We start from the raw sequence: 25307 nt of genomic DNA, 5'->3' as shown, positions 1-25307 counted from the left end.
GTTAGTTCCTCTTTGATATGGATTGAATCACTTCTCGAATAAGCTTGGGGCCTTGATAAATCAGGCCACTATAAATTTGTACAAGGGATGCACCAGCATCCAACTTGGCTAACGCCTGTTGAGCAGACATGATTCCACCGGCAGCGATGATAGGCAAGTCATCATCAAGTGCTTCGCGGAAAAGTCTGACAATTTCCGTTGATTTTTCAAAAACAGGTGCACCGCTCAAACCGCCCGCCTCATCAGCATTCTGCAGACCTGCTACCGCCTCACGATCCATCGTCGTGTTGGTGGCAATCACCGCATCAATCTTATGTTTATTGAATGCCTGCGCTAGTTGCGACACTTCATCAGTTGTCAGATCTGGCGCAACCTTCACCGCCATCGGTACATATTTGTTATGTTGTTCTGCTAAATCAGCCTGTGCCTTTTTTAAGGCTGATAACAAGCTGTCCAGAGACTCGCCAAACTGAAGCGTGCGAAGCCCTGGCGTATTTGGCGAGGAAATATTGATAGTGACATAGTCAGCGTGAGGGTAAACCTTATTAAGACCTGTTAAATAGTCATCTACCGCTTTCTCAACAGGGGTATCGAAGTTTTTACCGATATTAATACCAATTAAGGTTTTTGTATCCGCTGCTTGTACTTGCTGAATAAGATGATCAACGCCCAGGTTGTTAAAGCCCATTCGATTGATAATGCCCTGTGCTTCAGGAATACGAAATAATCGCGGTTTAGGATTACCCGGTTGTGGTCGTGGTGTGACTGTACCAATCTCAACAAAGCCAAACCCGAGTGCCGACATTGCTTCAATGTGATCACCATTTTTATCCAGCCCGGCGGCAAGCCCGACGGCATTAGGAAACGTCAGCCCCATCACGCGTACTGGCTTCATTTTCATCTTGCGAGTCATCAGCCATGACGCACCGGTCATTTCCAGCCAATCAAGACCAACTAAACCAAGATGGTGGGCCTTCTCGGCATCAAGACGAAACATCAGATCTCGCATAATGCGGTAAAACATTTATACCTCCACTTCGATGTGATAACCGCTAAATTTGCGGAGATTAATAACACCGTTATCTAAAATCAGATACTGGCCTTTAATGCCATCCAACCGTCCTTCAACAGTTGCCGTTTTATCAAAATTAAATGAACTGACTTTTTTCGGATAGGCATTCACCGGGTATTCAATCGTTTGCACAGGCTCAGCTGTTAATACTTGAATAGCTGACTCGCCAAACTGTTGTTGCAGTAAGCTTATTCCACTCTCACACAAGGCTAATAATCGATCTCTTTCCGCAGCCAAATCAAGCGGTTCTGCTTCACCTTTTAACATTTTCCGCCAGTCAGTTCGGTCAGATACATGCTGTTTAAACATCACCTCAACCAAGCCCGATTGATAACGGCTTTTTACCCGAAAAATAGGTACAGCTTGAGTGGCGCCCTGATCAATCCACCGTGTTGGAATCTGATTGATACGAGTGATACCGACTTTTAAACCAGAACTGTTTGCCAGATACACAATATGGTCTTGCATACATACCGCTTCACCCCACTCCGGTTCACGGCAGGTGCCCTGATCATAGTGGCAAAGCTCTGGCTTCATAAAACACAAATCACATTGTGCTAACTTCTGCGAACAGGGAAAACAAAAGCCACCACTGAAACTTTTTTTCGTTAGACGATCGCAATTCAGACAATGGATTTCACCCTGATAGTGTAAGGAAATCGGCTGACCGATCACCTCATTTAAAGCGAATACTTGCTCATCGAGCTTTATTGCATAATGTGCTTGTCTATTGTTAGTCAGGCTGACCTGCATTTTGGACAATTGTCCGCTGAGCTTTGCCACTGAGTCTCCCTTTAATCTGAGTTTTTCTGCTGATCTTATCGTAGATAGGCTGTGGCCGACAGCCGCTATTCTTTGTTGTCCATATTTGGCTTTGGTTCATTATCTGTTACCAAACGAATCGGAAAAGGTTCTGTTACAGAACCGGTATATAGGGAACGATGTGGAAAAGGAATTTCTATCGATTCAGCGTCAAACGCTTCTTTGATTTCTTCATGAATACTGTTTTTGAGTTCAATAAAACTCTCACGCTTCACCCATACCGAAAACTGCATATTCAGCGATGAGTCGCCAAAGCCCAGAAACACAAATTTTGGTTTGGGCTCATCAAGGCAAAGTGGATTGGCCTCTGCCACTTTCTCCAGGACTTTTCTGACCGCCTTGATATCTTCTTTCAGCGCAACAGCAATACTTAAATCAATTCGTCTGATAGGAAAACGCGTCAACGTTGTGACTTCTGACTTAATCAATGTTTCGTTTGGAATGCGCACAAACAAATTATCAAAGGTACGCAATTTCACCGATAACAAATCGATAGAAAGTACTTCACCGGTGGTCTCCCCCACCTTGATTAAGTCACCGACAGAAAAAGGACGCTCAGCGACTAAAAATAAACCACTGATAATATTGGAGGCCGATGTTTGCGAAGCAAAACCAATAGCAACGGATAACACCCCGGCGGCACCAATTAAAACGCCGAGGTTGAAGCCGATCGCATTTAAGCCCATCACAACAAACACCAACAAAATCAAATACGACGCCACGCGTGCCATCAAAAGCTGTTGATGGGTATCAAAACGGTTTTTACTCCATTGACGAACACCTCGACTAGCCATCTTGGCCAGAATCAGCCCGACAATAAAATAAATCAGTGCTTCCGATGCAGAGATAAACCATTCTGCATTGAGACTGTTAAACCATTCCGTCATAACTTTTCACTCAACTAATTAACCAAATAAGGCTGAAATGGCCTTGGTAATTTTGCTACGCCCAATATCTTCTCTCGCAGGACACACCAGCTCAAGCTCGCTGAGTGCTAGCCCACCACTTATCACATCGTCCAAACTCAAAATCGCATCATCCTGATTACGTCTGACCAGCGTTATACGTGGCGTCCAGAATTGTCCTTGTTTGTCGGCATATAAACTTAAATTAGGTGCCGGTACACTGATTTTATCCAGCGTTAACACTTGATCAGACTGATTCTGAATCCGTACCTCAATAGCGGCTCTCGCCTTGTTATTGGCAATGGGCTTTACATCTAATTGCTCACTCACTTGCGAGGCATAACTCAACACACCTTCACGCGTGTTAGGACCGAACCAGGAGTCACAGACTTTTACCGTTGGGATATCTAATAATGTCTGATCGGATTCACCAGTCGCTATCTTCAACCATAAAGGTAGACACACAAATAAAGTGACTTCCTGAAACGGCAATAAACTCACCGAAACCACTGGCCGACACACTACAGGACGGTCGGCTAACGCTGGCTGAATCACCATTTTCTCTGGAAGTTTAGCAAAAACAAAACGTTGCTCATGTTTAGGTGATGACTCAAAGGGACTGTTTTCATTTCTTAATGAAGGCTCAAATTGGTTTATATTTTGTTGCCATTCATAACCTGCCCACCATTGATGAGGCGCAGAACGAAGCCCAAGACAGACATCTGCACATCGCATAACCCATTGTGTTTCCTGGGGAAAATCAAAAACACCCCACCAGTTATTTAGCTGTTCAACCATCAGTAATTGCAACTTTTATAAATTATTCGGAGACAGGTAGAAAATCCTTGCTTATAATAGCGCGGATGTTTACTCGAAATATGATAAGAATAGCACTCGTATCGGTATTTACGTTACTTGTCGCTTCCTGTAGCAGCACCCCCGAAAAAGTCGCGGGGGCCTCGGCATCGCCGTCTGTTACGTATTCTAAAGCGAAGCAAAAGCAGAAACATACTCCCTGGGAACAAGCATATAACGAATCCCTAGAAGAAAACGAAAACCCTCTATCCTCAGAAAACCCACCAATTACACTTCCTCCCCAAGACCCAACCGATGTTTGGGAACGCATTCGAAACGGCTTTGTCATCTCTGATTATAAGACGCTTGAGCCAGATACAGAACGTCAACTTCGCTGGTTTATTGATCATCAGGATTATGTCGCTAGGGTGGTGGAAAGAGCCAGACCTTACCTGTTTTACATTGTTGAAGAAGTCAAAAAACGTAATATGCCGATGGAAGTCGCCTTATTACCTGTTGTCGAAAGTGGCTTTAAACCCATGGCTTATTCGCCCAGCCATGCGGCAGGGTTATGGCAGTTTATTCCAGGCACTGGTGAACTTTATGGCCTGGAGCAGAACTGGTGGTATGACGGCAGACGTGACGTAGTTAAGTCAACACAAGCGGCACTTGATTATCTTGAAAAACTTCATAACGACTTTGGTGACTGGCAACTCGCTTTTGCTGCTTATAATTGTGGTGAAGGCACAGTCGGACGTGCTATTAAAAAGAATCAGGAACAAGGTAAACCGACTGATTTTTGGTCGCTCGATCTCCCCAAAGAAACATCTGCTTACGTACCTCGCTTAATGGCTGTCAGCCACATGGTGAAATACCCTGAACGTTATGAACTAGAGTTAAGCCCTATTGATAACAAACCGTTCTTTGGTCAGGTTAATGTTGGTTCGCAGATCGATTTAGCGATGGCCGCCAAGATGGCAGGCATCAGCGAAAAACAGCTACACCAATTAAACCCGGCATTTAATCGCTGGGCAACGGCGCCACAAGGCAACCATAAATTAGTACTGCCGCTGGAAAAAATTCCTACTTTTAAAACCGCCTTAGCAAAAATGCCTACTTCACAGCGAGTGCAATGGGCACGTCATGAAATTAAACGTGGTGAATCTTTAAGTATTATTGCCAGAAACTACGACACCACAGTCGATGTTATAAAACAAGCCAATAAACTCGGCACCACTCAAATCCGTGCAGGAAGAAATCTACTGATTCCGGTCGCCTCACATGACATCAGTAAATTGGCTTTGAATAAAGCACAGAAGAGTGTGTCACCTGAGAATGTCAAAAAATCGACCTATGTTGTGAAAGCGGGTGACACTTGGTGGGACATTGCCCGAAAAAATAACACCGATGTAAAAACGCTGACTCAACAGAATAATAAATCGGCCAAAGACATCCTGCGTGCAGGCGAAAAACTTGTCATCACTAGTGCTGCTGCAGATATCAGAAAGTCGGTCCGTTACACTATCAAAGATGGTGACTCACTCTGGGCAATCTCACGTAAATTTAATGTCAGTGTTGCTGATGTGAAAGAATGGAATGGCCTCAGTGATCGCTCAACTTTACAGCCAGGTCAGAGCTTAAAACTGTATATAGACGAAACCTGATCCGCTGTGCTGCATGTTGCTCTCTATGAGCCCGAGATTCCTCCCAACACGGGCAATATAATTCGCTTATGCGCTAATGCTGGTGCAGGCCTACACTTAATTGAACCGCTAGGCTTTGCTATTGATGATAAACGCCTACGCCGCGCTGGACTGGATTATCATGAGTTCGCTGATATCCTTGTCCATAAGAGCTTCGATGAGTTCTTAGCATGGAGCGGCAGCAGACGAATTTTTGCCTGCACGACAAAAGCCAGACAACATCATCATCAAGCCAGCTATCAAGATGAAGACATTCTGTTATTTGGCCCGGAATCACGCGGCTTGCCTGAAGACGTCCTCAATCAAGTGAATGATAGGCAAAAAATACGCATACCGATGCTGCCTGACAGTCGAAGCCTTAATCTATCTAATGCAACGGCCATTATCTTGTACCAAGCATGGCAACAACTGGATTTTTCCGGTGCCAAACAGTTTGATAACAACTAAATAGTGATTCACTAACTCCGCTTGCTGTGAAATATTGGTTTTTAGAGCCAATTAAAAAAATAGAAAATGCGAGTATCACACAAAGCTTCAGGATATCGCCGCTATTCTTATTCGACTTGATTGGGTTATCATCTAAGCACCAACACATCATCTAAATCTTTGTGTGTAAACGCTAGGGAAAGCTATAAACAGAGATGTTTACCCTCTATACAATTCATTGAGCATTATTCATGGGTGTAAATCACTAGAAATGATAAGCCATCGATTTTTTTGTGTATGTCTTCTTAACCTTTTATTGAGCCTGTCGCTACCCAGCTACGCTCAACTGGAAGCTACAGATGAAGACTTACCCCTGGAAAAAGTCAGTTTACAACTGAAATGGAAATATCAATATCAGTTTGCTGGCTACATTGCTGCCGTAGAAAAAGGATTTTATAAAGAGGAAGGCCTGGATGTTGAATTACGTCCTCGTCAACCTGACATTAATGTTCTCAATGAGGTCGTCAGCGGAAAAACGGATTACGGTATCGGTGGTATCGGGATCCTCGCTAAATACGCGAATGGTTCACCGATAAAAGCCTTAGCCGCGATATTCCAGCATGATGCTTTAGTCTTTATGTCACGCTCAGAATCCGGAATTGTCAGTCCTTATGAAATGGCTGGAAAGCGCGTCATGTTTGACGCCAGCAATGGTAATGACGCCATCTTAAGAACCCTGCTGAATGATGCAGAAATCCAGCTGAAAGATATCAATATCATCCCTCAGAAAATGGGCATTGATAGCCTTATCAATAATGAAGTCGATGTCATTTCTGGTTACATCAGCGATCAACCCTATGAGTTTTTGCAGAAAAAAATCCCTATAAACATCATCAACCCGCGTAATTATGGTTTTGATTTTTACGGCGATATTTTATTTACCAGCGATGACGAACTGAAAAAATATCCAGGCCGAGCCCAACGCATGCTGAAAGCCTCGTTAAAAGGCTGGCACTATGCGCTCGAGCATAGTGAAGAGATGATTAATATCATCAAGCAGAAATATGGTGCTGAACAAAGCCTGTCGCGACTTAGGTTTGAAGCAAGAGAGACAAAAAAACTAATATTGGCGGATCTAATACCGTTAGGCAGTATTGAGCCTGGTCGCCTGAAACGCATTGCCGATATTTATGCACAGCTGGGGGTCGCCCCTGCTCTGCCAGAAAAAACCCTTAATCACTTCATTCATCAACCCAGCACCATGTTATCTCTCACTGAAGATGAACAGGCATGGCTACAGGCTCATCCCGTTATTAAAGTCGGTGTAGACAAAGACTTCGCTCCCTATGAGTGGATCAACAAGGATGGTGAGTATGTTGGTCTGGCTGCTGAATATATCAATTTGCTGGAAGAACGATTGGGCGTGAAATTCGACATCATCTCTAATCGAAGCTGGGATGAACTGATGACTATGGCTCAAAACGATGAAATCGACATGCTGGCCTGTCTGAATGAAACCACCGAACGTAAGGAATACTTAACGTTTACCGATCCGTATATTCAAAATCCTGTGGTTATCATTAATACGGATATCAATGGCTACATTGGTTCATTAAAAAATCTGGCTGGTAAAACAGTCGCATTAGAAAAAGGTAACTTTAGTAACGCGCTGCTGAGCGATGAGTACCCTGAAATTACTTTGCTGTTCACTGACACACCTCGACAAGCATTGGAAAAAGTAGCTAGAGGCGAGGCAGATGCTTATATAGGGGATGCAGCCTATGCCAATTATCAAATAAAAAACAGCGACCTCATTAATCTTCAATTTGCCGGACAAACGCAAGCCAGAGCGGCATACCGCATGGGTATAGTCAAAAATGAACCAGAACTATTAAGCATCATAAATAAAGTGCTGAGTCAGCTATCTGAGCAAGAAAAGAAAGAAATTGAGTCTCAGTGGCTGGGTATTAAAATCGACTCCGGACCACAACTAAAAACACTGATACAGTTTGGTTCTGGCATCCTGCTGTTGTTTCTATTGTTTAGCTACTGGATTTACCGGCTGCGCCAGTCACGACGAGCCCTTCAGGAAAGTGAGGGACGTTTAAGTGATGTTTTGAACACCTCACCCGTGCCAGAAATCATTATCGATAATCACGGTAAAATTACTTACCTTAATCAAGCGTTCATTACCTCTTTCGGCTATGACCTCAGCGATATTCCAACATTAGATGATTGGTTACTCAGGACCTTCCCCAAAGTAGAAACTCGTGAACGATTTATCACACAAGCTGATATCGCGTTTAACAAACAATACGTTTCTTTCAATTTTGAATCTATTGAAACCGATCTCATCTGTAAAGACGGGCAACGACGCTCTGTCATTGCCAATGCCCGTAAAGTGACCAGTGACACGATACCAGATACATTAATTATTCTTTACGATATTACTGAGCGGAAACGTGCAGAAGAAAAATTAAAACTGTCCGGCAGGGTCTTTACACAAGCACACGAGGGAATTCTCATCACCGACGCGGACGGCCTTATCGTCGATGTAAACCCGGCATTCTCTGAGATAACGGGCTACAGCAGGGAAGAAATATTACATCAGAATCCCTCAATATTACGTTCTGATAAACATGACGCCTTATATTTTGAAGAGATGTGGAATGAACTCCGCCAGCAAGGCCACTGGCAAGGCGAGATATGGAATAAACGCAAAGATGGTCAACTCTATGCTGAGTTACTCACTATTTCTACATTGGTCGATGATTATGGTGAGACCATACATTACCTCGGCATGTTCTCCGACATTACCCAAAGCAAAGAGCAACAGCATGCCCTGGAAATGATGGCGCACTATGATGTGCTGACGCAATTGCCTAACAGAACATTATTTGCCGACAGGTTCAAGCAAGCCATCGCCCATAGTAATCGCAATAAGAGTCTGCTTGCTGTGGTCTTTTTAGATTTAGATGGCTTCAAACCTGTTAATGATACCTATGGTCATGAAGCGGGGGACCAGTTACTGATTGAAGTCTCTGCCCGTATTCAATCCTGTATCAGGCAAGACGATACCGCATCCCGACTCGGTGGTGATGAATTTGCTTTATTACTCAATGATGTCAGTTCAGCAGAGCACTGTGAAACACTGATAAATCGTATCCGACATGCTATTGAACTGCCCTATCATATTGATGGTAATAGCATCAGTTGCAGTGCAAGTATTGGTATCACCCTTTACCCTCTGGACAATGCCGATGCCGACACCTTGTTACGCCATGCCGACCAGGCAATGTATCAGGCAAAAGTATCTGGCCGCCAACGTCATCATATGTTTGATACGCAACAAGACGAGCAAATGTCTGAACAGCAGAATCAATTTAAGTCGATCGAAGATGCTTTGATATCGGATCAACTTGTGCTGTTCTACCAACCCAAGGTGAATATGCGCTCAGGCGACATCATTGGCGCTGAAGCATTAATCCGCTGGCAACATCCTGAACGGGGCTTGATCACACCAGCTCACTTTTTACCTGTTGTTCAAGGCAGTTATCTGGAAATAAACATAGGAAACTGGGTCATTGAGCGCGCCATCAAACAGCTAAACAACTGGATTGAACGTGGCTGGACAATGGAAATGAGCATTAATATTTCGTCACGTCATCTGCAATGGCAAGGTTTGTTTGACCATCTGGACCGTGTTCTAGCCAAGTATCCCAATGTACCTTCTTATCTCATTCAATTAGAAGTTCTGGAAAGTAGTGTTTTAACCGATATTAACAATATCTCTTCTATCATCGAAACCTGCCGCCACACGCTTGGCCTTAAGATTTCACTGGATGATTTTGGCACCGGCTATTCCTCACTGACACATTTACGTCATCTTCCTGTAGATACCGTCAAGATAGATCAAAGTTTTGTACGTGATCTGATTGACGATCCCAATGACTATACGATTATTGATGGCGTTATTGGTCTGACAGACGCTTTCCATCATCAGGTCATCGCTGAAGGTGTAGAAACAACTGAGCATGGCATGATGTTGCTGGCGATGGGCTGCGATTTAGCGCAAGGTTATGCGATCGCGTATCCAATGTCGGCTGATGACTGCAATCAATGGTTCACTGATTACCAACCAAATAAGCAATGGATCGATCTGGCTAATCGTCAGCTTAATGCGGAACAGACCTTACTGGAATTAATGACGCTGCAGATCAATTATTGGCTAAACCGTGTGATTGCCAATCTAGAGTCGAGTCCTGACACTATTACTCATTGGCCACTGATGAATCATAAGAAATGTCACTTCAGTTTATGGCTGGAGCAAGCCAAGAAACAGAATTTGTTTGATAGAGTATGGATAGAGTCGATGAAACTGGCTTATACAGAGCTTTATCATAATGCCAATAGTCTGAAATATCAGTATCAGGAAGACCAGCATCCTATTAATGATGCTGGTATTGCTGAACTGAAAGACCACTTTAAAACCATTGAATTACTGCTGGATGCCAAAAAACAGCAATAATTAGTTACCAATAAAATGGCCCAGACTTCTTGGGCCATCAGGCATAGCAATCTGCTTGATAACTTTCTGGGATTTAGTATCAATCACTGACAAGCTATTACTAAACCAATTAGTCACATAAGCATATTGACTATCTTCGGTAAAAGACACACTTTCAGGCATTTCGCCCACATCAATTTTTGCCACTCTTTCTAAACGTTTTGTATCAAAAACCCAGACATCATTCGTGCCTTGGTTCGCCACATATAACCACTGATTGTCTGGCGTTACAGCAATACCATAGGGTGCCGTACCGGCTTCAAGTGTTTTGATCACCTTGTAATCATCACCATTGATGACCGTCACCGTATTGTCCTGAATCGCTGTAACATAAATACGTCCACCATCAGGGCTCACGGTAACAGCATAAGGTGCTTTACCGGTCTTCACTTCAGCGTACTGACGCGGTGTGTCAGCATCCAGCACGGTTAGTGTGTCACTATTGCGATTAGCGACATAGATACGTCTTGCTTCACTATCGATGGCCAGGCCAGCAGGATTTTTACCCACAGATAAAATATCAACGACTAATTTTGTCTCCGGGTTAATCACAACAACGGCATTGCGTTCCCAGTCAGAGACAAAAACCTGATGTTTACCTGAGGGATCCACAGCAACAGCAAAAGGTTGCCCACCCGTTCTGATTTCACCCAGTTTTTTATTGGTTTGCGTATCAATCATGGTCACAACACCCATTTCCGGATGGGTGACGAATAATTGATGACGCTGATTGTCTAAAGAGACACCTACCGGTCCTGTTGCGACATCAACCGCAGTCATGATTTCCTGTTTATCAATATCAACAACCGTGACCTTACTTGCTGCCTGACTACTGATATAAGCATGTTGCGCTGCTAGTGGCATAGCCACTAGCAATAAACTCAATGAGAGACCTAAACGCAACTTCACTTATTTCTTCCCTTCAAGTGCTTCTTTCAGGCTAGCCATACCTGTTTTGGCAAAGGCTTCCATGGCTTTGACTGCCGATTCATCATTGTATTGTTCAGGTGGGAAATTGCCGGTATCCGCACGATAAAAGCGGCCCTTCCAGCTCATTTCCGTACCATCGTTCGCCTTGCTTAATTCAATACTGACCGTATAAAAGCTCACTGGAAAAGCTTCAATATTCTCTTCTAATAAACGATAACTCAGATAATGTTTCGCATCGTCTTTCTCATCCAGGCTATCAGTAATTTCACCCTTGCCTTTTAACTTGAGAACTCGCGTGCCTTCTTCGGGCGATGTCACTGACTCAACCATGGGATGCCAATCGGCTATGCCATTAAAATCTGAGACTTTTTCCCAAACCTTATCAATCGGTGCAGCAATCACCATTTTTTCATCGATTTTTTGTGGTGTCGGTCCATGAGCGAAAGCAAGGCTGGTGACGAATAATTGACTTGCCATCAAGGCGGTTGCCCATAATTTCATTAAGTGTTCCTCTTTAATTTAAGTGTCGTAAATAGGATGTTATTTAGGGTCGCGATTGGTATGTCCCAATGTCTCAACATGGCCATTAACAATGCCGAACTGGGTATAGCGATAAATTTTGTCAGAGTGTGCTTGCTGCACAAGATCACGATAAATCCAGAACTCAATCGTGCCACTGGCGTTTTCTTTCTTAGCGATGCTGTCAGGCTCACCCAACTCTGTTCTGATAAATTCGGGGGTTTTTCCGGTGAAGTGTTTGAGGAATGCCATTTCCTCATAGGTTTTGTGTGTGGTGGAATCCGCCAGGCTTATTCCGGGGAAAAAAAGTAGTACTGAAAGCAGTAGTGGCAAGAGTTTCATGTTCTTCCTCAAAGTGAATAGAAAACTTGACCATCGTACTGAGCATTGTGCCGATACCGTTAGAGACATGTCCTTGTATTTCATCAGGACCTTTTCATCTATGTCTGCGTGATTTGCTCCCCATCTCATCTTAGGCTATGGGTAAATCGCTGCCTCTGCTTCATACTTTTCTTTTTTAATGACGTATGAATACATTATGGAAGGCCTGCAGCAGCTCAAGCATCACACTGATAATAATCAGCGTAAACACAGTATTAAACGCGACGTCGTCTGGATTACCATCTCGTCACTTATTACTTATCTTGTCGCATCGTATTTGGATCTGGCAGAGCGTTATATCGATTGGACTGCTCTGGGCGAGTTCTATCAGCTTGATGAGATTATTTTTGTATTACTGGTTTTTTGTGCGGGCCTTATCTGGTTTAGCACCCGACGTATTTCAGAGTTATCACTGTCGCTCAAACACAATTTGGCGATGCAGGCAGAATTAAGCCAAAACAATAAAAAAATACGCCAGCTACTCAACGATAAACAGTCCTTAGTCCAACGAATAGCCTTGGTCAGAGAGTCTGAACGCGATCATCTCGCCTCTGAACTTCACGATATCTTTGGCCAACACCTTGCTGCAATGGATGCTAACCTGACTGTCGCCTTAAACGAAACCGACGCCCCCACTCTCCAGCCTATCCTCGAATCTGTCATGGACAGTACAACAGTGCTTCGCTCAATTACCCGTAATAAATTACGTCATCTAAAGCCACCGAGCCTTGACAGTATCGGCCTTAAAGGCGCTGTTCGTGAGCTGGTTTCTGAATGGAAACAAGCCTTCCAGGGTAGAGAACATCTCTCACTGGAGATACAGGATCATGAAATACCCAAAGCAGTTGCACTGTCGATATATCGAGGCCTACAGGAAGGGCTGACGAATATTAGCCGTCACGCGAATGCCGATCAGGTTTTTATCTATTTGCATCAATTCCGTGAACCTGGCAATGCCTGTATTCAATTAAAGCTGGAAGATGACGGTCAGGGCTTCAACAGCAATATAGAAGCCCAACAAGGCCTTGGACTTATCAGTATTCGTGAACGTTGTGAGGCTTTAGACGGCGAATTTTATATTGCATCTCGTCAGCCTCAGGGAACCTGCTTAACGATTACGATTCCTTATGACCCAATTATTTGAGTAAACCATCATGTCTAAAACGACTATATTATTGATTGATGATCACGCCATTTTACGAGATGGCTACCAACATTTATTGAACTCTTCAGGGTTTGACGTCATCGGTCAGGCCAGTAATTCAGAAGAAGGTTACCGGCTCTATGTCAGTCATAAACCGGATGTTTGTATCATTGATATCAGCATGCCTGGTGCCGGTGGCCTTGAATGTATTCGCCGCATAACATCCCGTGATCCACAAGCTAAAATTCTTGTTTGCACCATGCACGATGATTCCACGCTGGCTATGCGAGCGATGGATATGGGAGCGCGCGGTTATATCACTAAATCCTGTCCATCATCCGTATTGATTGAAGCCGTTAAAACGATAGCCAGTCGTGGCCACTATCTCAGTACAGAGATTGCTCGCGCCATTGCCATGGAAAAACTGATTCATGCTGATCAGAAAGTGCACTCGTTATCACATCAGGAATTTGCCGTATTTCGCATGGTGGCAGAAGGAAAAAGTATCAATGAAATGGCTGATAACTTAGCTCTGGCGCCTAAAACAGTATCCAATTACAAAACCAATATGATGCGAAAATTAGGCACTAATAATCTGGCCGAAATTATTTTCCTGGCACAAAAAACCGGCCTGATCACTACACCGCCTAGTTAATGGTGGCTAGTGAAAAAGTTCATTATGTTTTTACACATAGCTCCCATAGAGAAAAACATAAACAACAAATAAATTATTGATATATAAAAACAAAAAACTTAAACAACATAGCTTCACCAGCGAATTAAGGATAACTTCCCTGAACCTTTCAGGTGTCGCTCTCTATCCCCTGTCACAGCAAAGATAAGAAGATGACCTTTGTGCTCAGCCGTGTTTTTTACAGCTGATACACAAAGTCAGCATTGACTGACTCTCAAAACAAATAGGAGGATATATGAGAGAAATGCATCATAGCCGGTGGTCAAAAATCGGTACTGCGCTTGCTGTCTCATCCGCACTCGGATTGATGTCAGGCATGTCAGTTGCAAATGATAAGTTAGTAGAACTGTCTAAAAGCAATGAAAACTGGGTAATGCAAGGGAAAGATTTCTCAGGCACCCACTACAGTACTGCCAAACAAATTAACAAAGACAACGTTAAAAAACTGCGTCCATCATGGTCATTCTCAACAGGTGTACTAAACGGTCATGAAGGTGCACCGCTTGTTGTGAACGGCACTATGTACATTCACACACCTTTCCCGAACAACACTTTTGCTATCGATCTGGATGAGCCAGGTGTGATCAAATGGGAACACAAACCAAAACAAGATCCAGCTGCACGTGCTGTTGCCTGTTGTGACGTTGTTAACCGTGGTCTAGCTTACTGGCCAGGAGATGACAAAGCGCCAGCCATGATCGTGAAAAGCTTACTGGATGGTCACGTTGTCGCATTAAATGCTGAAACAGGTGAAGAATACTGGAAAGTAGAAAATGGTGATATCAGCGTTGGTCAAACAGAAACAGCTGCACCATTTGTTGCTAAAGACTTGGTTATCCAAGGTTCTTCTGGTGCTGAATTAGGTGTTCGTGGTTATGTCACCGCATACGATATTCACACGGGTGAAATGGTATGGCGTTGGTATGCAACGGGTCCTGATGCAGATGTTGGTCTGGATAAAGACTTCAACAAACATAACCCTCACTATGGTCAAAAAGGTCTGGGTACATCTACCTGGGAAGACAACGCATGGAAAATCGGTGGTGGTACTAACTGGGGTTGGTATGCCTACGATCCACAATTAGACATGTTCTACTATGGTTCAGGTAACCCTGCTCCGTGGAACGAAACGATGCGTCCTGGTGATAACAAATGGACGATGACTATCTGGGGTCGTGATCTGGAAACCGGTTTAGCTAAATTCGGTTACCAAAAAACACCTCATGATGAATGGGATTACGCGGGCGTTAACGTCATGATGCTTTCTGAGCAAAAAGACAAAAACGGCAAAATGCGTAAATTGCTGACTCACCCTGACCGTAACGGCATCATCTACACACTGGATCGTGAAACAGGTGACTTAGTGTCTGCTAACAAAATGGATGACACGGCAAACTGGGTGAAAAAAGTCGATCTGGAAACAGGTTTACCAATTCGTGACCCTGAATATGGAACACGTATGGGACACCGTTCACGTGATGTATGTCCATCAGCAATGGGCTTCCATAACCAAGGTTTCGATTCTTACGATCCTAAACGTGAATTGTTCTACTTAGGTATTAACCACCTATGTATGGATTGGGAACCGTTCATGTTGCCATATCGTGCAGGTCAGTTCTTCGTTGGTGCCAACGTATGGACATACCCTGGTCCTAAAGGTGATCGTCAAAACGGAATCGGTTCAGGCCAAGTTAAAGCCTACAACGCGATTACGGGTGAGTTCGCCTGGGAAAAAATGGAGAAATTCTCTGTTTGGGGTGGAACGACTGCAACAGAAGGCGGCTTAGTGTTCTACGGAACATTAGATGGCTTCATCAAAGCACGTGACGCTGATACAGGTAAATTACTGTGGAAATTCAAACTGCCTTCAGGTGTTATCGGTCATCCAATGACTTACACACATAAAGGTACACAGTATGTTGCTATCAACTACGGTGTCGGTGGTTGGCCTGCAGTAGGTCTGGTATTTGACCTGAATGATCCATCAGCTGGTTTAGGTGCAGTAGGTGCCTTTAAAGAACTGGCTAAAAACACTCAAATGGGTGGTGGTGTCATGGTCTTCTCACTTGATGGTAAGAGCCCATATGACGACGTGAGCTTAGGTGAATACGGCATGTAAGCAGTCGCTTACAGGTCAATAACTTAAGACTTATTTCGTTAGAAACCTGGCCAGCAACCATAGGGTTGCTGGCCTCCATCAAAGAGACCAACACGATGAAACGAAACATGAAACAAGCCAAATCAGGTCGGATGTTACCTTCTTTTTTGGCACTCCTATTAGGCAGTGGCTTAGCCTTTAATGCACAAGCCAATACCAGCACGCTCAAAGTGTGTGCAGCCAGTGATGAAATGCCCTACTCAAATAAGCAGCAGGAAGGCTTTGAGAATGAACTGGCAAAAATTCTAGCGGATACCATGGATCGGGAACTAGAGTTCGTCTGGTCCGACAAAGCAGCTATTTTCCTCGTTACTGAGAAGCTGCTTAAAAATCAATGTGATGTCGTCATGGGCGTAGACAAAGGTGATCCTCGTGTCGCGACCAGTGACCCATACTATAAATCGGGTTATGCCTTTATATACCCTGCAGACAAAGGCTTGGATATTAAGAACTGGCAAAGTCCAGCACTGAAAGACATGTCTAAATTTGCCATTGTTCCAGGCAGTCCTTCAGAAGTCATGCTGCGTGAAATTGACAAATATGAAGGCAACTTCAATTACACCATGTCATTAATCGGCTTTAAGTCTCGTCGTAATCAGTATGTCCGTTACGCACCTGACTTACTGGTATCAGAAGTCGTTTCAGGTAAAGCGGATATCGCTCATATCTGGGCGCCAGAAGCAGCGCGCTATGTTAAATCAGCCTCAGTTCCACTGAAAATGGTGGTCTCTGAAGAAATTGCGCCAACCCATGATGGAGAAGGTGTCAGACAACAGTTTGAACAAGCGATCGCCGTACGCAGTGATGATCAGGAACTGTTGAAAGAAATCAATACAGCGCTGCATAAAGCTGATCCTAAGATCAAAGCCGTATTGAAAGACGAAGGCATCCCACTTTTATAACTCAAATAAAAATACTCTTTGTTACTTACAGGAAATTTTTTAAATCATGACTATCAAAACATTTTTGCCAAAGAAGATTCGAGGAATCGCACTGCTTACTGTCTCGGTACTCTCCGTGGCAATGATTCCTGTCGCTCAATCTCAATTGGTTTTCAGAAATACAGTCACAGGTGATGTGCTGGACTTATCTTTTGGCAAGAAAGGTGAAAAAACAGAAGCTGTAGAGCATTTCCTTAATACCGGTGAAAACCTCTACAACACCGATGATGAAGCCATCAAGGCAGGTGAAAGCCTGTTTATGACAGCTTGCTCTGGTTGCCATGGTCATCATGCTGAAGGCAAGTTAGGACCAGCATTAGGAGATGATTATTACACCTATCCTAAAAACGCTAACGATAAAGGCCTCTTCGAAACCATTTATGGTGGTGCCCGTAGCATGATGGGGCCACAGTACAACAACCTCACTAAAGATGAAATCTTGCACATCATGGCCTGGGTAAGAAGTGTTTATTGGGGTTCAGCAGATAAAGCAGACTGGTTGACTGAAGAGCAGAAAGCTAACTTTAAACCAGCAGAAGTGCCAGAAGACTTCAAAGAAGCTATGGATAACTTTAATAAAACTCATCATTAATTAATGGGTGGCATGTTGCCATAGTGGCAGCATGCCAATTCATTATGTCGTCGCAAAAATAAGGAGAGAAATATGAAACTAAAAACAATCGCTGTTGCTTGTTCAGCTCTGATGATGTTGTCAGGTGCAAGTGCAGTTATGGCTTACGATGGTACTAAATGCAAAGCCGCTGGTGATTGCTGGGAAGCCAAACCAGGTTTCCCTGACAAAATCAAAGGTTCTAAGTACGATCCAAAACACAGTGAAAAAGAACTGAACAAACAAGATGCTGCGTTAAAAGCAATGGAAAAACGCAATGCAGAACGTGTTGAACAGTTCAAAAAAACAGGTAAATGGGTTTATTAATCCATTGCTGAAGCTGACCGGCCTAATTCTCAGGCCGGTCTTTTCTTTTTCTTCCATGTGAAACCGCTATGAACCAGCTATCTAAAACATCAACGATAGCGATGTCAGATTGGCATGCGCTTATTGCTAAGATGGAATCCAGCATCAACAGCACCATCCTGGGTCAAGAACACATTGTCAGATTGATGACCATTGCTACTCTTTCCAGAGGACATATCCTGCTTGAAGGTGATGTAGGTGTCGGTAAAACCACCTTGCTGAAAACCGTAGCCGAATGTCTGGGTGGTAACTTTGAACGTATTGAGGGCACCATAGATCTGATGCCGCATGACCTCGTCTATTACACCTATATTGCTGAAAATGGTAAACCAGGTGTCAGTTCAGGGCCGGTTCTGAAACATGGAGATGAACTCTCTATTTTCTTTTTCAATGAGATTAACCGGGCACGTCCACAGGTCCACTCTCTGTTATTGAGAATCATGGCCGAACGTAGCGTGCATGCTTTCAACCAAACACACTTTTTCCCTCATTTACAGGTGTTTGCTGATCGTAATCGTATTGAAAAGGATGAAACCTTTGAGCTGCCTGCCGCAGCACGTGATCGCTTTATGATGGAGCTGCATGTTGAGCAGCCAAAATCTGAAGTGCAATTGAAAGACCTGATGTTTAATCCACGTTACCATGATGCCGACAAACTGGTGGATTCAGCGGATAAAGCCATTGTGCCATTCCAGCAATTGAATGATGTTGCTGCCGCCATTCAGGAGCATGTCCACACCAGTGAAAAAGTGCAGGACTACGGCTATCACTTGTGTCGTGCGCTACGTGAACCTGCTGAATATGGCATTCAGATCACCGATGTCGATACAAGCAATATGTTACGTGGTGGTATGGGACCACGCGGGATCAGTTATCTTGCCCGTGGCGCCAGAGTCAATGCCTGGCTTAATGGACGTGATGCATTAGTGCCAGAAGATTTTCATATGATTATCCGGCAAGTCGCCAAGCATCGACTCTTTTTAAACCCCGTTTATGACTACAACCGTGATGAGATTGTTGAATCACTCATCACTGCCGCATTGAATACTATTCAATCACCATGAACCAGACGTTTGATTACAAAACCACTGGCCTGGTCAGTGGCTTAATGCTGGGCTCACATAAAAGTCGGCAACGAGGTACAGGCGCTGACTTTTATAAAAAATCATTATTTTTGGATGAACCCGATACATCAAGGCTGGACCTGAATGCCAGCCTGACCGATCCTTTTGAGTCTCTGCATGTCAAAAGTTACAGACAACGTAGCAAAATCGATGTGTTATTACTTATCGATGGTTCATCCTCAATGCTGTATGACGAAAAATCGGCATTACTGCATGAAGTCTATGAGAGTACTAAGGCCTCAGTTGAAGCCGCTAATGACCGTTTTTCCTGCTATCTACTCAAGGAAAAACTAATAAAGCTCGATGATATCGATGCCCTAACAACCGAGTTTACGAGGCTTAGCCCCGAGTCCAATCATGCGGAAGCTACTCAACAGGTTTTCCCCGTGTTACCTGGCAAACCTGCACTCATATTTTTAGTCTCAGACTTTCACTGGCCGGAAACACAATTACAGTCATTGATGACCGTTTTATCAGCGCATTTAGTTGTACCCATAGTGTTATGGCAATCCAAAGAGTATCTCGACTTCCCGTTATGGCGATTTGTTGAGCTGACCGATCTTGAAACGGGTGTCAGCTCTCTAGTGTTTATCACCCGTGATCAGAAACAAAAAATTCAGCAACAATATGAAGATCGGAGAGCCTACCTCACACAACAATTCCGCCGCTTTAATCAACAGCCTTTTTGGTTGATTGATCACTATGACGCCAAACAAATGAGTCGATACTTTTCGATGCAGTAGGAACCTTTATGAAGCTTATTAACACCATTTCACTGCTTTTGAGCTTATTTCTGCTGTCTGCTGCCTGTTACGCGGAACCGGTTCTGCCTGCTCAGCTTATCAAAATGGACCAGGGGCGAAATTATGGCCTGATGGTGGGTGATATTATCGAACACCGCTATCTGATTGCCGTGGATGAAGGCTATTCCTTATCTCCATCCTCATTACCTGTAGAAGGTGAACTGACTTACTGGCTGGATCTGAATAGCGTGAGCATGACTTCTGAGCAACAGGGCAAAAAGACCATCTACAATCTTACCCTCCGCTATCAAACATTTTACGCACCCCTTGATGTTCGAACCTTACAGATTCCTGAGCAACAGTTAGTGTTCACAGACAGTGCAAATCAGCGTGTAGAAATCACCTTACCCGACTGGCACTTCATCATGTCACCTATCAAAGAAATTACCGCGAGTGGTGTGGGTAATAATGACGGTAGTGATGGCTTCATGAAAGCGGATATAGCACCCAGAACACACTCACTTTCTCGCTATCAATCCCCCATTATCATCTACGCCAGTTTGTCGATTCTATGCTTGCTTATCTGGGCTGCTCTCGCAGGGTTATTGCCTAAGTTTGATACCTCACCTTTTCACACCGCACGGCGTCAAATCAAGCGTATAAATCGACATAAAAACATCACCGTTGATCAGATTCAACAAGGCTTACAAGCCATGCATGATGCGTTTAATTCACGGGCATCTTATACCGTGTTTGCCTCACAAATTGATGTTTTTATTCAGCAGCACCCACAATTTAATGAGAGCCGGACACAGATAGAAGATTTTTTTCAGCAATCCAGATGCGTGTTTTTCTTTGATGAAGCCCCCAAGCCAAACCTGCTGAACGATTGTATTCGTCTATGCGACAGACTCGCTGCCGCTGACAAAGTGGTTTCCGGTAAGTCATGAATCTCGCCTTTCATCTGCCATGGCTGCTGGTGTTATTACCACTCAGCTTATTACCTTTCTTCAGCAGCTTATTTGAGCGACATGCTACGCCCAGCAAACAGCTCATTAAACTTAATCCGCTGACGATCTGGCTAAACCGCTTAATTAAGCTTGCTGCTTCTCTGGCTATAGCCACAGTCATTATTGGACTCGCTGGTTTGCATAGTCTTGAGCAAATTGTGACTCGTACCGGACAAGGTGCCCATATCGTTTTTGTATTGGATCGCAGTGCCAGTATGAATGAAACCTTCGGCGGCCAGACACCGGATGAAAATGAGCAATCCAAAGCACAAGCAGCCCGGCGTTTACTCTCGGAATTTGTAAATCGCCGTCCCCATGATTTATTCGGAGTAGCCGGTTTTAGTACCCAGCCTTTTTACATCAGCCCGCTGACTGAACATAAAAGTGCAATTCAGGCAGCGATTAATAGTCTGGAGACACCAGGGTTAGCGTTTACTAACGTTGCAAAAGGTTTAGGCATGGGCTTGAGTTATTTCAAAGACCAGTCTCACACCGGATCACGTGTGATCGTTTTGGTCTCCGATGGCGCCGCCACCTTGGACCATCGTGCCCAGAAAACCCTACGTGAATGGTTTGAACGTTACCGGGTAAGTCTGTACTGGTTCTTCTTACGTACTGAAAACGGACAAGGCATCTTCAGCGAGCCCAAATCGCATCGCGATGATAACCCCAGAGTCATGCCTGAACGACATTTACATAAGTTTTTCAATACCTTATCAGTGCCATACCATGCATATGAAGTCGATACGGCAGAATCACTACAAGCCGCTTTAGGTGAGCTGGATGAACTGGAAAGCCTGCCATTAATTTATCAGGAAAAGCTTCCAAAACAGAGCCTCTCAGCATGGTGTTATGGCTTTGCTTTGTTTTTTGTTTTGTTACTTGTTGCAGTAAAATTTTTGGAGAAACGCTCATGATGTTGCGCCGTATTTATCTACAACATCTAACGCTGGCCATTAGCCTCGTTTTTCTTACCCTACTCGGACTGCAAATAATAGAAAGGCAACATCAGCAAGACATCAATGATGCAATACGTTTGCTACAGTCACCACGCTTGGTGGAGGCTACTGAGATTGATCTAACAGAGCCCGAAGTACAATTTGCCTATGCTCATCATTTGCAACAACGCGGTATGTTCGAGTATGCTGTCGATGCCTATGGCAAAGCCGAACGGTTCAGTTCTCCAGCCATGTTAAAACTGGTTTACTACAATATGGGCAATCTCTATCTACAACAGGCGATTGAAACGGCTGAAAAAATGGGGATTGATCGTGCAACAGCTTTGGCTGATGTGGCAAAAGATCTCTATAAATCTGCATTAAAAAAAGATCCCGAGTTTTGGGCAGCCAAATATAATTTCGAAGCAGCACAACGATTATCCCGAGATTTGCCTCTCGGCGATCTACAAGAGTCTGGTGAAGCGCAGGAAAGCTCAGAAGAGCTGTGGTCAGCCATGCCTGGTTTTCCCTTAGGTCTGCCTTAGGTTGTTATGATGAAGCGTTTATATGCACTGATAGCTTCCGCCGTCTTATTACTGATAGCCATCATTCTGCCCCCTTTACCCTTCACAGTAAAAAGCTATGACTTTGTGTTTGTGCTCGATATTACCCGTAGCATGAATGTGCAGGACTATTCTGATAAACACGGCGGTGCCATCAGTCGTTTAGAAAAAGCGAAAACAGCTATGCTGAATGCGGCCAGAAGCCTGCCATGTGGCTCAAAAGTAGGCTTAGCTGTATTTACCGAACGCGTACCTGCTTTACTCTATTCGCCCATTGAGGTATGTAGTGATTACCCTGTTCTTGAGGCCAGTATTCATGCACTCGACTGGCGAATGGCCTGGGTGGCTGATAGTAATATCGGTCAGGCTTTATACAATACGCGTGAGCTGATGCTGAATGATGTGCTCGCTGGCAGTAAATTAGTCTTTTTTACCGATGGTCACGAAGCACCGCCCATCAATCCACGTTATGCTCCCGATTTCGGTTATCTGGATACTGAAGATCAAAAAGAAGATTGGAAGGCAGGCATTATTATTGGTGTCGGTGAACTGGGACTGAGTAAAATTCCAAAGTTTGACGAGGATGGTGTACAGATAGGTTTCTATACTGCTGAAGATGTGCCTCATGCTTCACGCTTTGGCCTACCGGAGGATCCCAGCAAGGTCGAGGGATACATTCCACGTAATGGTCCATGGGGCACAGCCAAAGCCGTTGGCACCGAACACCTATCCAGCCTCAAACAAGACTATTTAATGGATCTGGCTCAACAAAACCATATGCTCTATCATCACTTGGAAAACAATAGGGATATCGCCAAGGCACTACAAAACACTGATTTTGCCTATGAGGCAACACAGCCCACGCAGTTTAATAAAATAACGGCGGCATTAGCGTTATTACTGCTTCTCTATTGCTATCAGCCTTTCAGACCTAAATGGCCTGCCAGAAAGTAAACACTTCTCCTGGCTAGTCTGAATTACACCGATAAGATATTCCTATCTTTTGATTAATGCCTATTAGGCTTGTCCATCTTTTTTTGCTCTGTGCTTACGTCGACTCTGACAAATCTGTGCATGATTGCTATCAGCCCAGGCAATAAGGGCTTGCATAGGTTCAAGAAATGAGTAACCAAGCGCACTGAGTTTATATTCCACTTTCGGTGGTACTTCGGCATAGATCTTACGTTCAATAAACCCGTCCTGCTCTAAGCGTTTTAAGGTGCGAGATAACATCTGTCGGGAGATATCACCAATTTCACGATGTAGTTCATTAAAGCGCAAAGTCGCCGGCGCTAATGTGGTTAGGATTAATAAACTCCACTGATCGCCGATTCTATCCAACACATCTCGTATCGGACATGGATGGTCAAACTCAGTCTCTGCCTGCGTTTCGACAGAATTAGTCGTTGTCATGGTCACCTCCAAGTAACTTAGTACGCTGAAATTGACTTCTTGTCAGCTCAAGAAAAAGTATCTACGCTTAACTCAAAGGTCTACATTATAGACCTAATATTTATTAGATACTATTAGGAGATTTATTATGTCAAAAATTGCTATTATTGGCGCTTCCGGAGAAGTTGGTTCAAGAATAGTCAAAGAACTATCAAACAGACATCATCAGATTACGGCTATCTCACGTCATCCAGAAAACATTCCATCATTACCCGGCGTAACTGCATTAAAAGCCGATCTGCTTAACAGCGATGACATTGTTCCACATCTTAGGGGGCATGACGTCGTGGTAAGCGCTGTAAAATTTAATGATGCTGAAGCAAAGCACATTATCGATGTGGTTAAAAAATCCGGCGTGCCGCGCTATTTAGTGGTCGGTGGTGCCGGCAGTCTGGAAGTCAAACCCGGACTTCGTCTAATCGACACAGCCGAATTCCCAGATGCCTATAAGGCTGAAGCAAGCAAAGGGGCAGACTTTCTCGATGAAATACAAAAAGAAACGGAGCTTAACTGGACCTTCTTATCCCCATCAGCCCTGTTTGGCCCAGGCGAACGTACAGGTCAGTTCAGACTAGGTAAAGACACCCTTCTCACCTCAGACAATGGCAGCCACATCTCATATGAAGATTATGCTGTGGCTCTGGTCGATGAGATTGAAACACCACAACACCCTCGCCAACGTTTTACTGTCGGTTATTAAAACATATCAAGGAAATAATAATGAAAACACTATCACGTAAAGTCGTCCCGGCCCTGATTAGCTTTGGTTTAGTATTATTCACCGCAAATGTGACTGCTGAACCAGCTAGCCATCGGGATCTGGCTAAAGAGGAAGCCAATCGTCAACTTGTTATCCACTTTTATAATCAGTTTTTTAACCAACATAAGGTTGAGCAAGCGGCAAAGGTTCTGGCTGAGGACTATATCCAACACAATCCTGATGTTCCTGATGGCAAAGCGCCTTTGCTTGACTACTTCGAGGGATATTTCAAAACACATCCACAATCCAGAGCAGATATTGTCAGAAGTGCGACAGATAATGATCTTGTGTTTCTGCATGTGTACTCTGTTGAAAATGCAGACGATCTTGGACAAGCGGTTGTTGATATTTTCCGCGTTGAAAATGGCGTAATTGTCGAACACTGGGATGTTATTCAAGCTGTGCCAGAAACCTCAGCCAACGACAATACTATGTTTTGAACCTGATGAGGTCATAGTTTGGGCTGATTTTAAGGCTCAACCTAACCACGCCATGTATACGTTGATTTCATCACTATACAAATTCACAGGCGAAAAAAAAGCCGGAGTAGAAACTCCGGCTTTTGAATCTTTTGGTGGCTATGGGTGGATTCGAACCACCGACCCCATCATTATGAGTGATGTGCTCTAACCAACTGAGCTACATAGCCACACGAAGCGCGAAATAATACGATATAAATGCTTA

General features: G+C 44.0%; 25 protein-coding genes and 1 tRNA gene. 17 read left to right on the top strand and 9 right to left on the bottom strand.

The window, feature by feature from the left end; translation table 11 throughout:
• Window position 1 precedes the first annotated feature (1 nt).
• From AC13DA_RS03860 to AC13DA_RS03845, 4 genes are all read right to left on the bottom strand, one after another.
• On the bottom strand, window positions 2–1024 hold the full coding sequence (locus AC13DA_RS03860) for a quinone-dependent dihydroorotate dehydrogenase (RefSeq protein ID WP_284452248.1): 1023 nt from the start codon (window positions 1022–1024) through the stop codon (window positions 2–4).
• Entirely contained in the window at window positions 1025–1855 is an 831-nt protein-coding gene (locus AC13DA_RS03855; RefSeq protein ID WP_284452247.1) for a DUF2797 domain-containing protein, read from the bottom strand.
• 65 nt (window positions 1856–1920) lie between these two features.
• Complete coding sequence (locus AC13DA_RS03850; protein WP_273182991.1) at window positions 1921–2781, bottom strand: mechanosensitive ion channel family protein; 861 nt, start codon at window positions 2779–2781, stop codon at window positions 1921–1923.
• Window positions 2782–2799: 18 nt separating this feature from the next.
• Entirely contained in the window at window positions 2800–3597 is a 798-nt protein-coding gene (locus AC13DA_RS03845; RefSeq protein ID WP_284452246.1) for a hypothetical protein, read from the bottom strand.
• A gap of 80 nt (window positions 3598–3677) precedes the next feature.
• Between AC13DA_RS03845 and AC13DA_RS03840 the strand changes: the two genes are divergently transcribed.
• The 3 genes from AC13DA_RS03840 (at window position 3678) to AC13DA_RS03830 (ending at window position 10251) form a co-directional block, all read left to right on the top strand.
• Entirely contained in the window at window positions 3678–5258 is a 1581-nt protein-coding gene (locus AC13DA_RS03840; RefSeq protein WP_284452245.1) for a lytic transglycosylase, read from the top strand.
• 6 nt (window positions 5259–5264) lie between these two features.
• Entirely contained in the window at window positions 5265–5744 is a 480-nt protein-coding gene (gene trmL, locus AC13DA_RS03835) for a tRNA (uridine(34)/cytosine(34)/5-carboxymethylaminomethyluridine(34)-2'-O)-methyltransferase TrmL (RefSeq protein ID WP_284452244.1), read from the top strand.
• A gap of 250 nt (window positions 5745–5994) precedes the next feature.
• Window positions 5995–10251 carry an EAL domain-containing protein gene (locus AC13DA_RS03830; protein ID WP_482945853.1) on the top strand — a complete coding sequence of 1419 codons (4257 nt, stop codon included), beginning with the start codon at window positions 5995–5997 and terminating at the stop codon, window positions 10249–10251.
• On the opposite strand, the gene AC13DA_RS03825 is transcribed toward AC13DA_RS03830, so the two are convergent.
• From AC13DA_RS03825 to AC13DA_RS03815, 3 genes are read right to left on the bottom strand one after another with little or no spacing between them, the layout of a single operon-like run.
• Complete coding sequence (locus AC13DA_RS03825; protein ID WP_284450870.1) at window positions 10252–11199, bottom strand: YncE family protein; 948 nt, start codon at window positions 11197–11199, stop codon at window positions 10252–10254. It lies immediately after the preceding gene.
• On the bottom strand, window positions 11200–11721 hold the full coding sequence (locus tag AC13DA_RS03820) for an SRPBCC family protein (protein ID WP_284450869.1): 522 nt from the start codon (window positions 11719–11721) through the stop codon (window positions 11200–11202). It lies immediately after the preceding gene.
• A 39-nt stretch (window positions 11722–11760) separates the two neighbouring features.
• The gene (locus AC13DA_RS03815) at window positions 11761–12081 is read right to left on the bottom strand and encodes a hypothetical protein (RefSeq protein WP_273182980.1); all 321 of its coding nucleotides are present in this window, start codon (window positions 12079–12081) and stop codon (window positions 11761–11763) included.
• Window positions 12082–12277: 196 nt separating this feature from the next.
• Here AC13DA_RS03815 and AC13DA_RS03810 point away from each other — a divergent pair, with 196 nt between their 5' ends.
• The 12 genes from AC13DA_RS03810 to AC13DA_RS03755 all read left to right on the top strand — a co-directional run bounded on the left by AC13DA_RS03810 (window position 12278) and on the right by AC13DA_RS03755 (window position 23365).
• Entirely contained in the window at window positions 12278–13264 is a 987-nt protein-coding gene (locus AC13DA_RS03810) for a sensor histidine kinase (RefSeq protein WP_482945852.1), read from the top strand.
• A gap of 10 nt (window positions 13265–13274) precedes the next feature.
• Window positions 13275–13919, top strand: coding sequence for a response regulator transcription factor (locus tag AC13DA_RS03805; RefSeq protein ID WP_007144404.1), 645 nt, complete (start codon window positions 13275–13277; stop codon window positions 13917–13919).
• Window positions 13920–14193: 274 nt separating this feature from the next.
• Window positions 14194–16077: a methanol/ethanol family PQQ-dependent dehydrogenase gene (locus AC13DA_RS03800; RefSeq protein WP_007144403.1), complete on the top strand. Its 1884-nt coding sequence runs from the start codon at window positions 14194–14196 to the stop codon at window positions 16075–16077.
• A 95-nt stretch (window positions 16078–16172) separates the two neighbouring features.
• Window positions 16173–17018 carry a methanol oxidation system protein MoxJ gene (moxJ, locus tag AC13DA_RS03795; protein WP_273182971.1) on the top strand — a complete coding sequence of 282 codons (846 nt, stop codon included), beginning with the start codon at window positions 16173–16175 and terminating at the stop codon, window positions 17016–17018.
• A gap of 46 nt (window positions 17019–17064) precedes the next feature.
• Entirely contained in the window at window positions 17065–17649 is a 585-nt protein-coding gene (gene moxG, locus AC13DA_RS03790) for a cytochrome c(L), periplasmic (protein WP_273182969.1), read from the top strand.
• A gap of 72 nt (window positions 17650–17721) precedes the next feature.
• Window positions 17722–17994 carry a methanol dehydrogenase gene (locus AC13DA_RS03785; RefSeq protein ID WP_007144400.1) on the top strand — a complete coding sequence of 91 codons (273 nt, stop codon included), beginning with the start codon at window positions 17722–17724 and terminating at the stop codon, window positions 17992–17994.
• A gap of 68 nt (window positions 17995–18062) precedes the next feature.
• The gene (locus AC13DA_RS03780; RefSeq protein WP_482945851.1) at window positions 18063–19097 is read left to right on the top strand and encodes an AAA family ATPase; all 1035 of its coding nucleotides are present in this window, start codon (window positions 18063–18065) and stop codon (window positions 19095–19097) included.
• Window positions 19094–19900: a DUF58 domain-containing protein gene (locus AC13DA_RS03775; protein WP_007144398.1), complete on the top strand. Its 807-nt coding sequence runs from the start codon at window positions 19094–19096 to the stop codon at window positions 19898–19900. The genes AC13DA_RS03780 and AC13DA_RS03775 overlap by 4 nt, the downstream gene beginning before the upstream one ends.
• A gap of 8 nt (window positions 19901–19908) precedes the next feature.
• Window positions 19909–20850, top strand: coding sequence for a hypothetical protein (locus AC13DA_RS03770; protein WP_284450865.1), 942 nt, complete (start codon window positions 19909–19911; stop codon window positions 20848–20850).
• The gene (locus tag AC13DA_RS03765; RefSeq protein WP_284450864.1) at window positions 20847–21827 is read left to right on the top strand and encodes a vWA domain-containing protein; all 981 of its coding nucleotides are present in this window, start codon (window positions 20847–20849) and stop codon (window positions 21825–21827) included. Before AC13DA_RS03770 ends, AC13DA_RS03765 begins: the two co-directional genes overlap by 4 nt.
• A complete protein-coding gene (locus AC13DA_RS03760) occupies window positions 21824–22393 on the top strand; it encodes an MxaK protein (protein WP_284450863.1) in 570 nt (189 codons plus the stop codon). Before AC13DA_RS03765 ends, AC13DA_RS03760 begins: the two co-directional genes overlap by 4 nt.
• Window positions 22394–22402: 9 nt before the next feature.
• Window positions 22403–23365 carry a vWA domain-containing protein gene (locus AC13DA_RS03755; protein WP_284450862.1) on the top strand — a complete coding sequence of 321 codons (963 nt, stop codon included), beginning with the start codon at window positions 22403–22405 and terminating at the stop codon, window positions 23363–23365.
• A gap of 63 nt (window positions 23366–23428) precedes the next feature.
• Here the strand turns inward: AC13DA_RS03755 and AC13DA_RS03750 are convergent, their stop codons facing one another.
• The gene (locus tag AC13DA_RS03750; protein WP_284450861.1) at window positions 23429–23824 is read right to left on the bottom strand and encodes a winged helix-turn-helix transcriptional regulator; all 396 of its coding nucleotides are present in this window, start codon (window positions 23822–23824) and stop codon (window positions 23429–23431) included.
• A gap of 127 nt (window positions 23825–23951) precedes the next feature.
• Between AC13DA_RS03750 and AC13DA_RS03745 the strand changes: the two genes are divergently transcribed.
• Together AC13DA_RS03745 and AC13DA_RS03740 are read left to right on the top strand one after the other, a co-directional pair.
• The gene (locus AC13DA_RS03745; protein WP_284450860.1) at window positions 23952–24563 is read left to right on the top strand and encodes an NAD(P)-dependent oxidoreductase; all 612 of its coding nucleotides are present in this window, start codon (window positions 23952–23954) and stop codon (window positions 24561–24563) included.
• Between the two features lie 20 nt (window positions 24564–24583).
• Window positions 24584–25063 carry a nuclear transport factor 2 family protein gene (locus AC13DA_RS03740; protein WP_284450859.1) on the top strand — a complete coding sequence of 160 codons (480 nt, stop codon included), beginning with the start codon at window positions 24584–24586 and terminating at the stop codon, window positions 25061–25063.
• A 132-nt stretch (window positions 25064–25195) separates the two neighbouring features.
• On the opposite strand, the gene AC13DA_RS03735 is transcribed toward AC13DA_RS03740, so the two are convergent.
• Window positions 25196–25272 (bottom strand) — tRNA-Met (locus AC13DA_RS03735).
• Window positions 25273–25307: the final 35 nt, after the last annotated feature.

The organism is Methylophaga sp. F-2 (genome assembly GCF_056859315.1).
Note: the sequence above shows the minus strand (reverse complement) of the source record. Positions and strands in the feature narration are given on the sequence as shown.

Coding starts and splice junctions, on each gene's coding strand:
- AC13DA_RS03755 (WP_284450862.1), top strand. CDS start 22,403: ATGAAGCGTTTATATGCACTGATAGCTTCCGCCGTCTTATTACTGATA.
- AC13DA_RS03810 (WP_482945852.1), top strand. CDS start 12,278: ATGGAAGGCCTGCAGCAGCTCAAGCATCACACTGATAATAATCAGCGT.
- AC13DA_RS03815 (WP_273182980.1), bottom strand. CDS start 12,081: ATGAAACTCTTGCCACTACTGCTTTCAGTACTACTTTTTTTCCCCGGA.
- AC13DA_RS03765 (WP_284450864.1), top strand. CDS start 20,847: ATGAATCTCGCCTTTCATCTGCCATGGCTGCTGGTGTTATTACCACTC.
- AC13DA_RS03850 (WP_273182991.1), bottom strand. CDS start 2,781: ATGACGGAATGGTTTAACAGTCTCAATGCAGAATGGTTTATCTCTGCA.
- AC13DA_RS03770 (WP_284450865.1), top strand. CDS start 19,909: ATGAAGCTTATTAACACCATTTCACTGCTTTTGAGCTTATTTCTGCTG.
- moxJ (WP_273182971.1), top strand. CDS start 16,173: ATGAAACGAAACATGAAACAAGCCAAATCAGGTCGGATGTTACCTTCT.
- AC13DA_RS03860 (WP_284452248.1), bottom strand. CDS start 1,024: ATGTTTTACCGCATTATGCGAGATCTGATGTTTCGTCTTGATGCCGAG.
- AC13DA_RS03840 (WP_284452245.1), top strand. CDS start 3,678: ATGATAAGAATAGCACTCGTATCGGTATTTACGTTACTTGTCGCTTCC.
- AC13DA_RS03780 (WP_482945851.1), top strand. CDS start 18,063: ATGAACCAGCTATCTAAAACATCAACGATAGCGATGTCAGATTGGCAT.
- AC13DA_RS03845 (WP_284452246.1), bottom strand. CDS start 3,597: ATGGTTGAACAGCTAAATAACTGGTGGGGTGTTTTTGATTTTCCCCAG.
- AC13DA_RS03745 (WP_284450860.1), top strand. CDS start 23,952: ATGTCAAAAATTGCTATTATTGGCGCTTCCGGAGAAGTTGGTTCAAGA.
- AC13DA_RS03800 (WP_007144403.1), top strand. CDS start 14,194: ATGAGAGAAATGCATCATAGCCGGTGGTCAAAAATCGGTACTGCGCTT.
- AC13DA_RS03760 (WP_284450863.1), top strand. CDS start 21,824: ATGATGTTGCGCCGTATTTATCTACAACATCTAACGCTGGCCATTAGC.
- AC13DA_RS03820 (WP_284450869.1), bottom strand. CDS start 11,721: ATGAAATTATGGGCAACCGCCTTGATGGCAAGTCAATTATTCGTCACC.
- AC13DA_RS03775 (WP_007144398.1), top strand. CDS start 19,094: ATGAACCAGACGTTTGATTACAAAACCACTGGCCTGGTCAGTGGCTTA.
- AC13DA_RS03740 (WP_284450859.1), top strand. CDS start 24,584: ATGAAAACACTATCACGTAAAGTCGTCCCGGCCCTGATTAGCTTTGGT.
- AC13DA_RS03750 (WP_284450861.1), bottom strand. CDS start 23,824: ATGACAACGACTAATTCTGTCGAAACGCAGGCAGAGACTGAGTTTGAC.
- moxG (WP_273182969.1), top strand. CDS start 17,065: ATGACTATCAAAACATTTTTGCCAAAGAAGATTCGAGGAATCGCACTG.
- AC13DA_RS03830 (WP_482945853.1), top strand. CDS start 5,995: ATGATAAGCCATCGATTTTTTTGTGTATGTCTTCTTAACCTTTTATTG.
- AC13DA_RS03805 (WP_007144404.1), top strand. CDS start 13,275: ATGTCTAAAACGACTATATTATTGATTGATGATCACGCCATTTTACGA.
- AC13DA_RS03785 (WP_007144400.1), top strand. CDS start 17,722: ATGAAACTAAAAACAATCGCTGTTGCTTGTTCAGCTCTGATGATGTTG.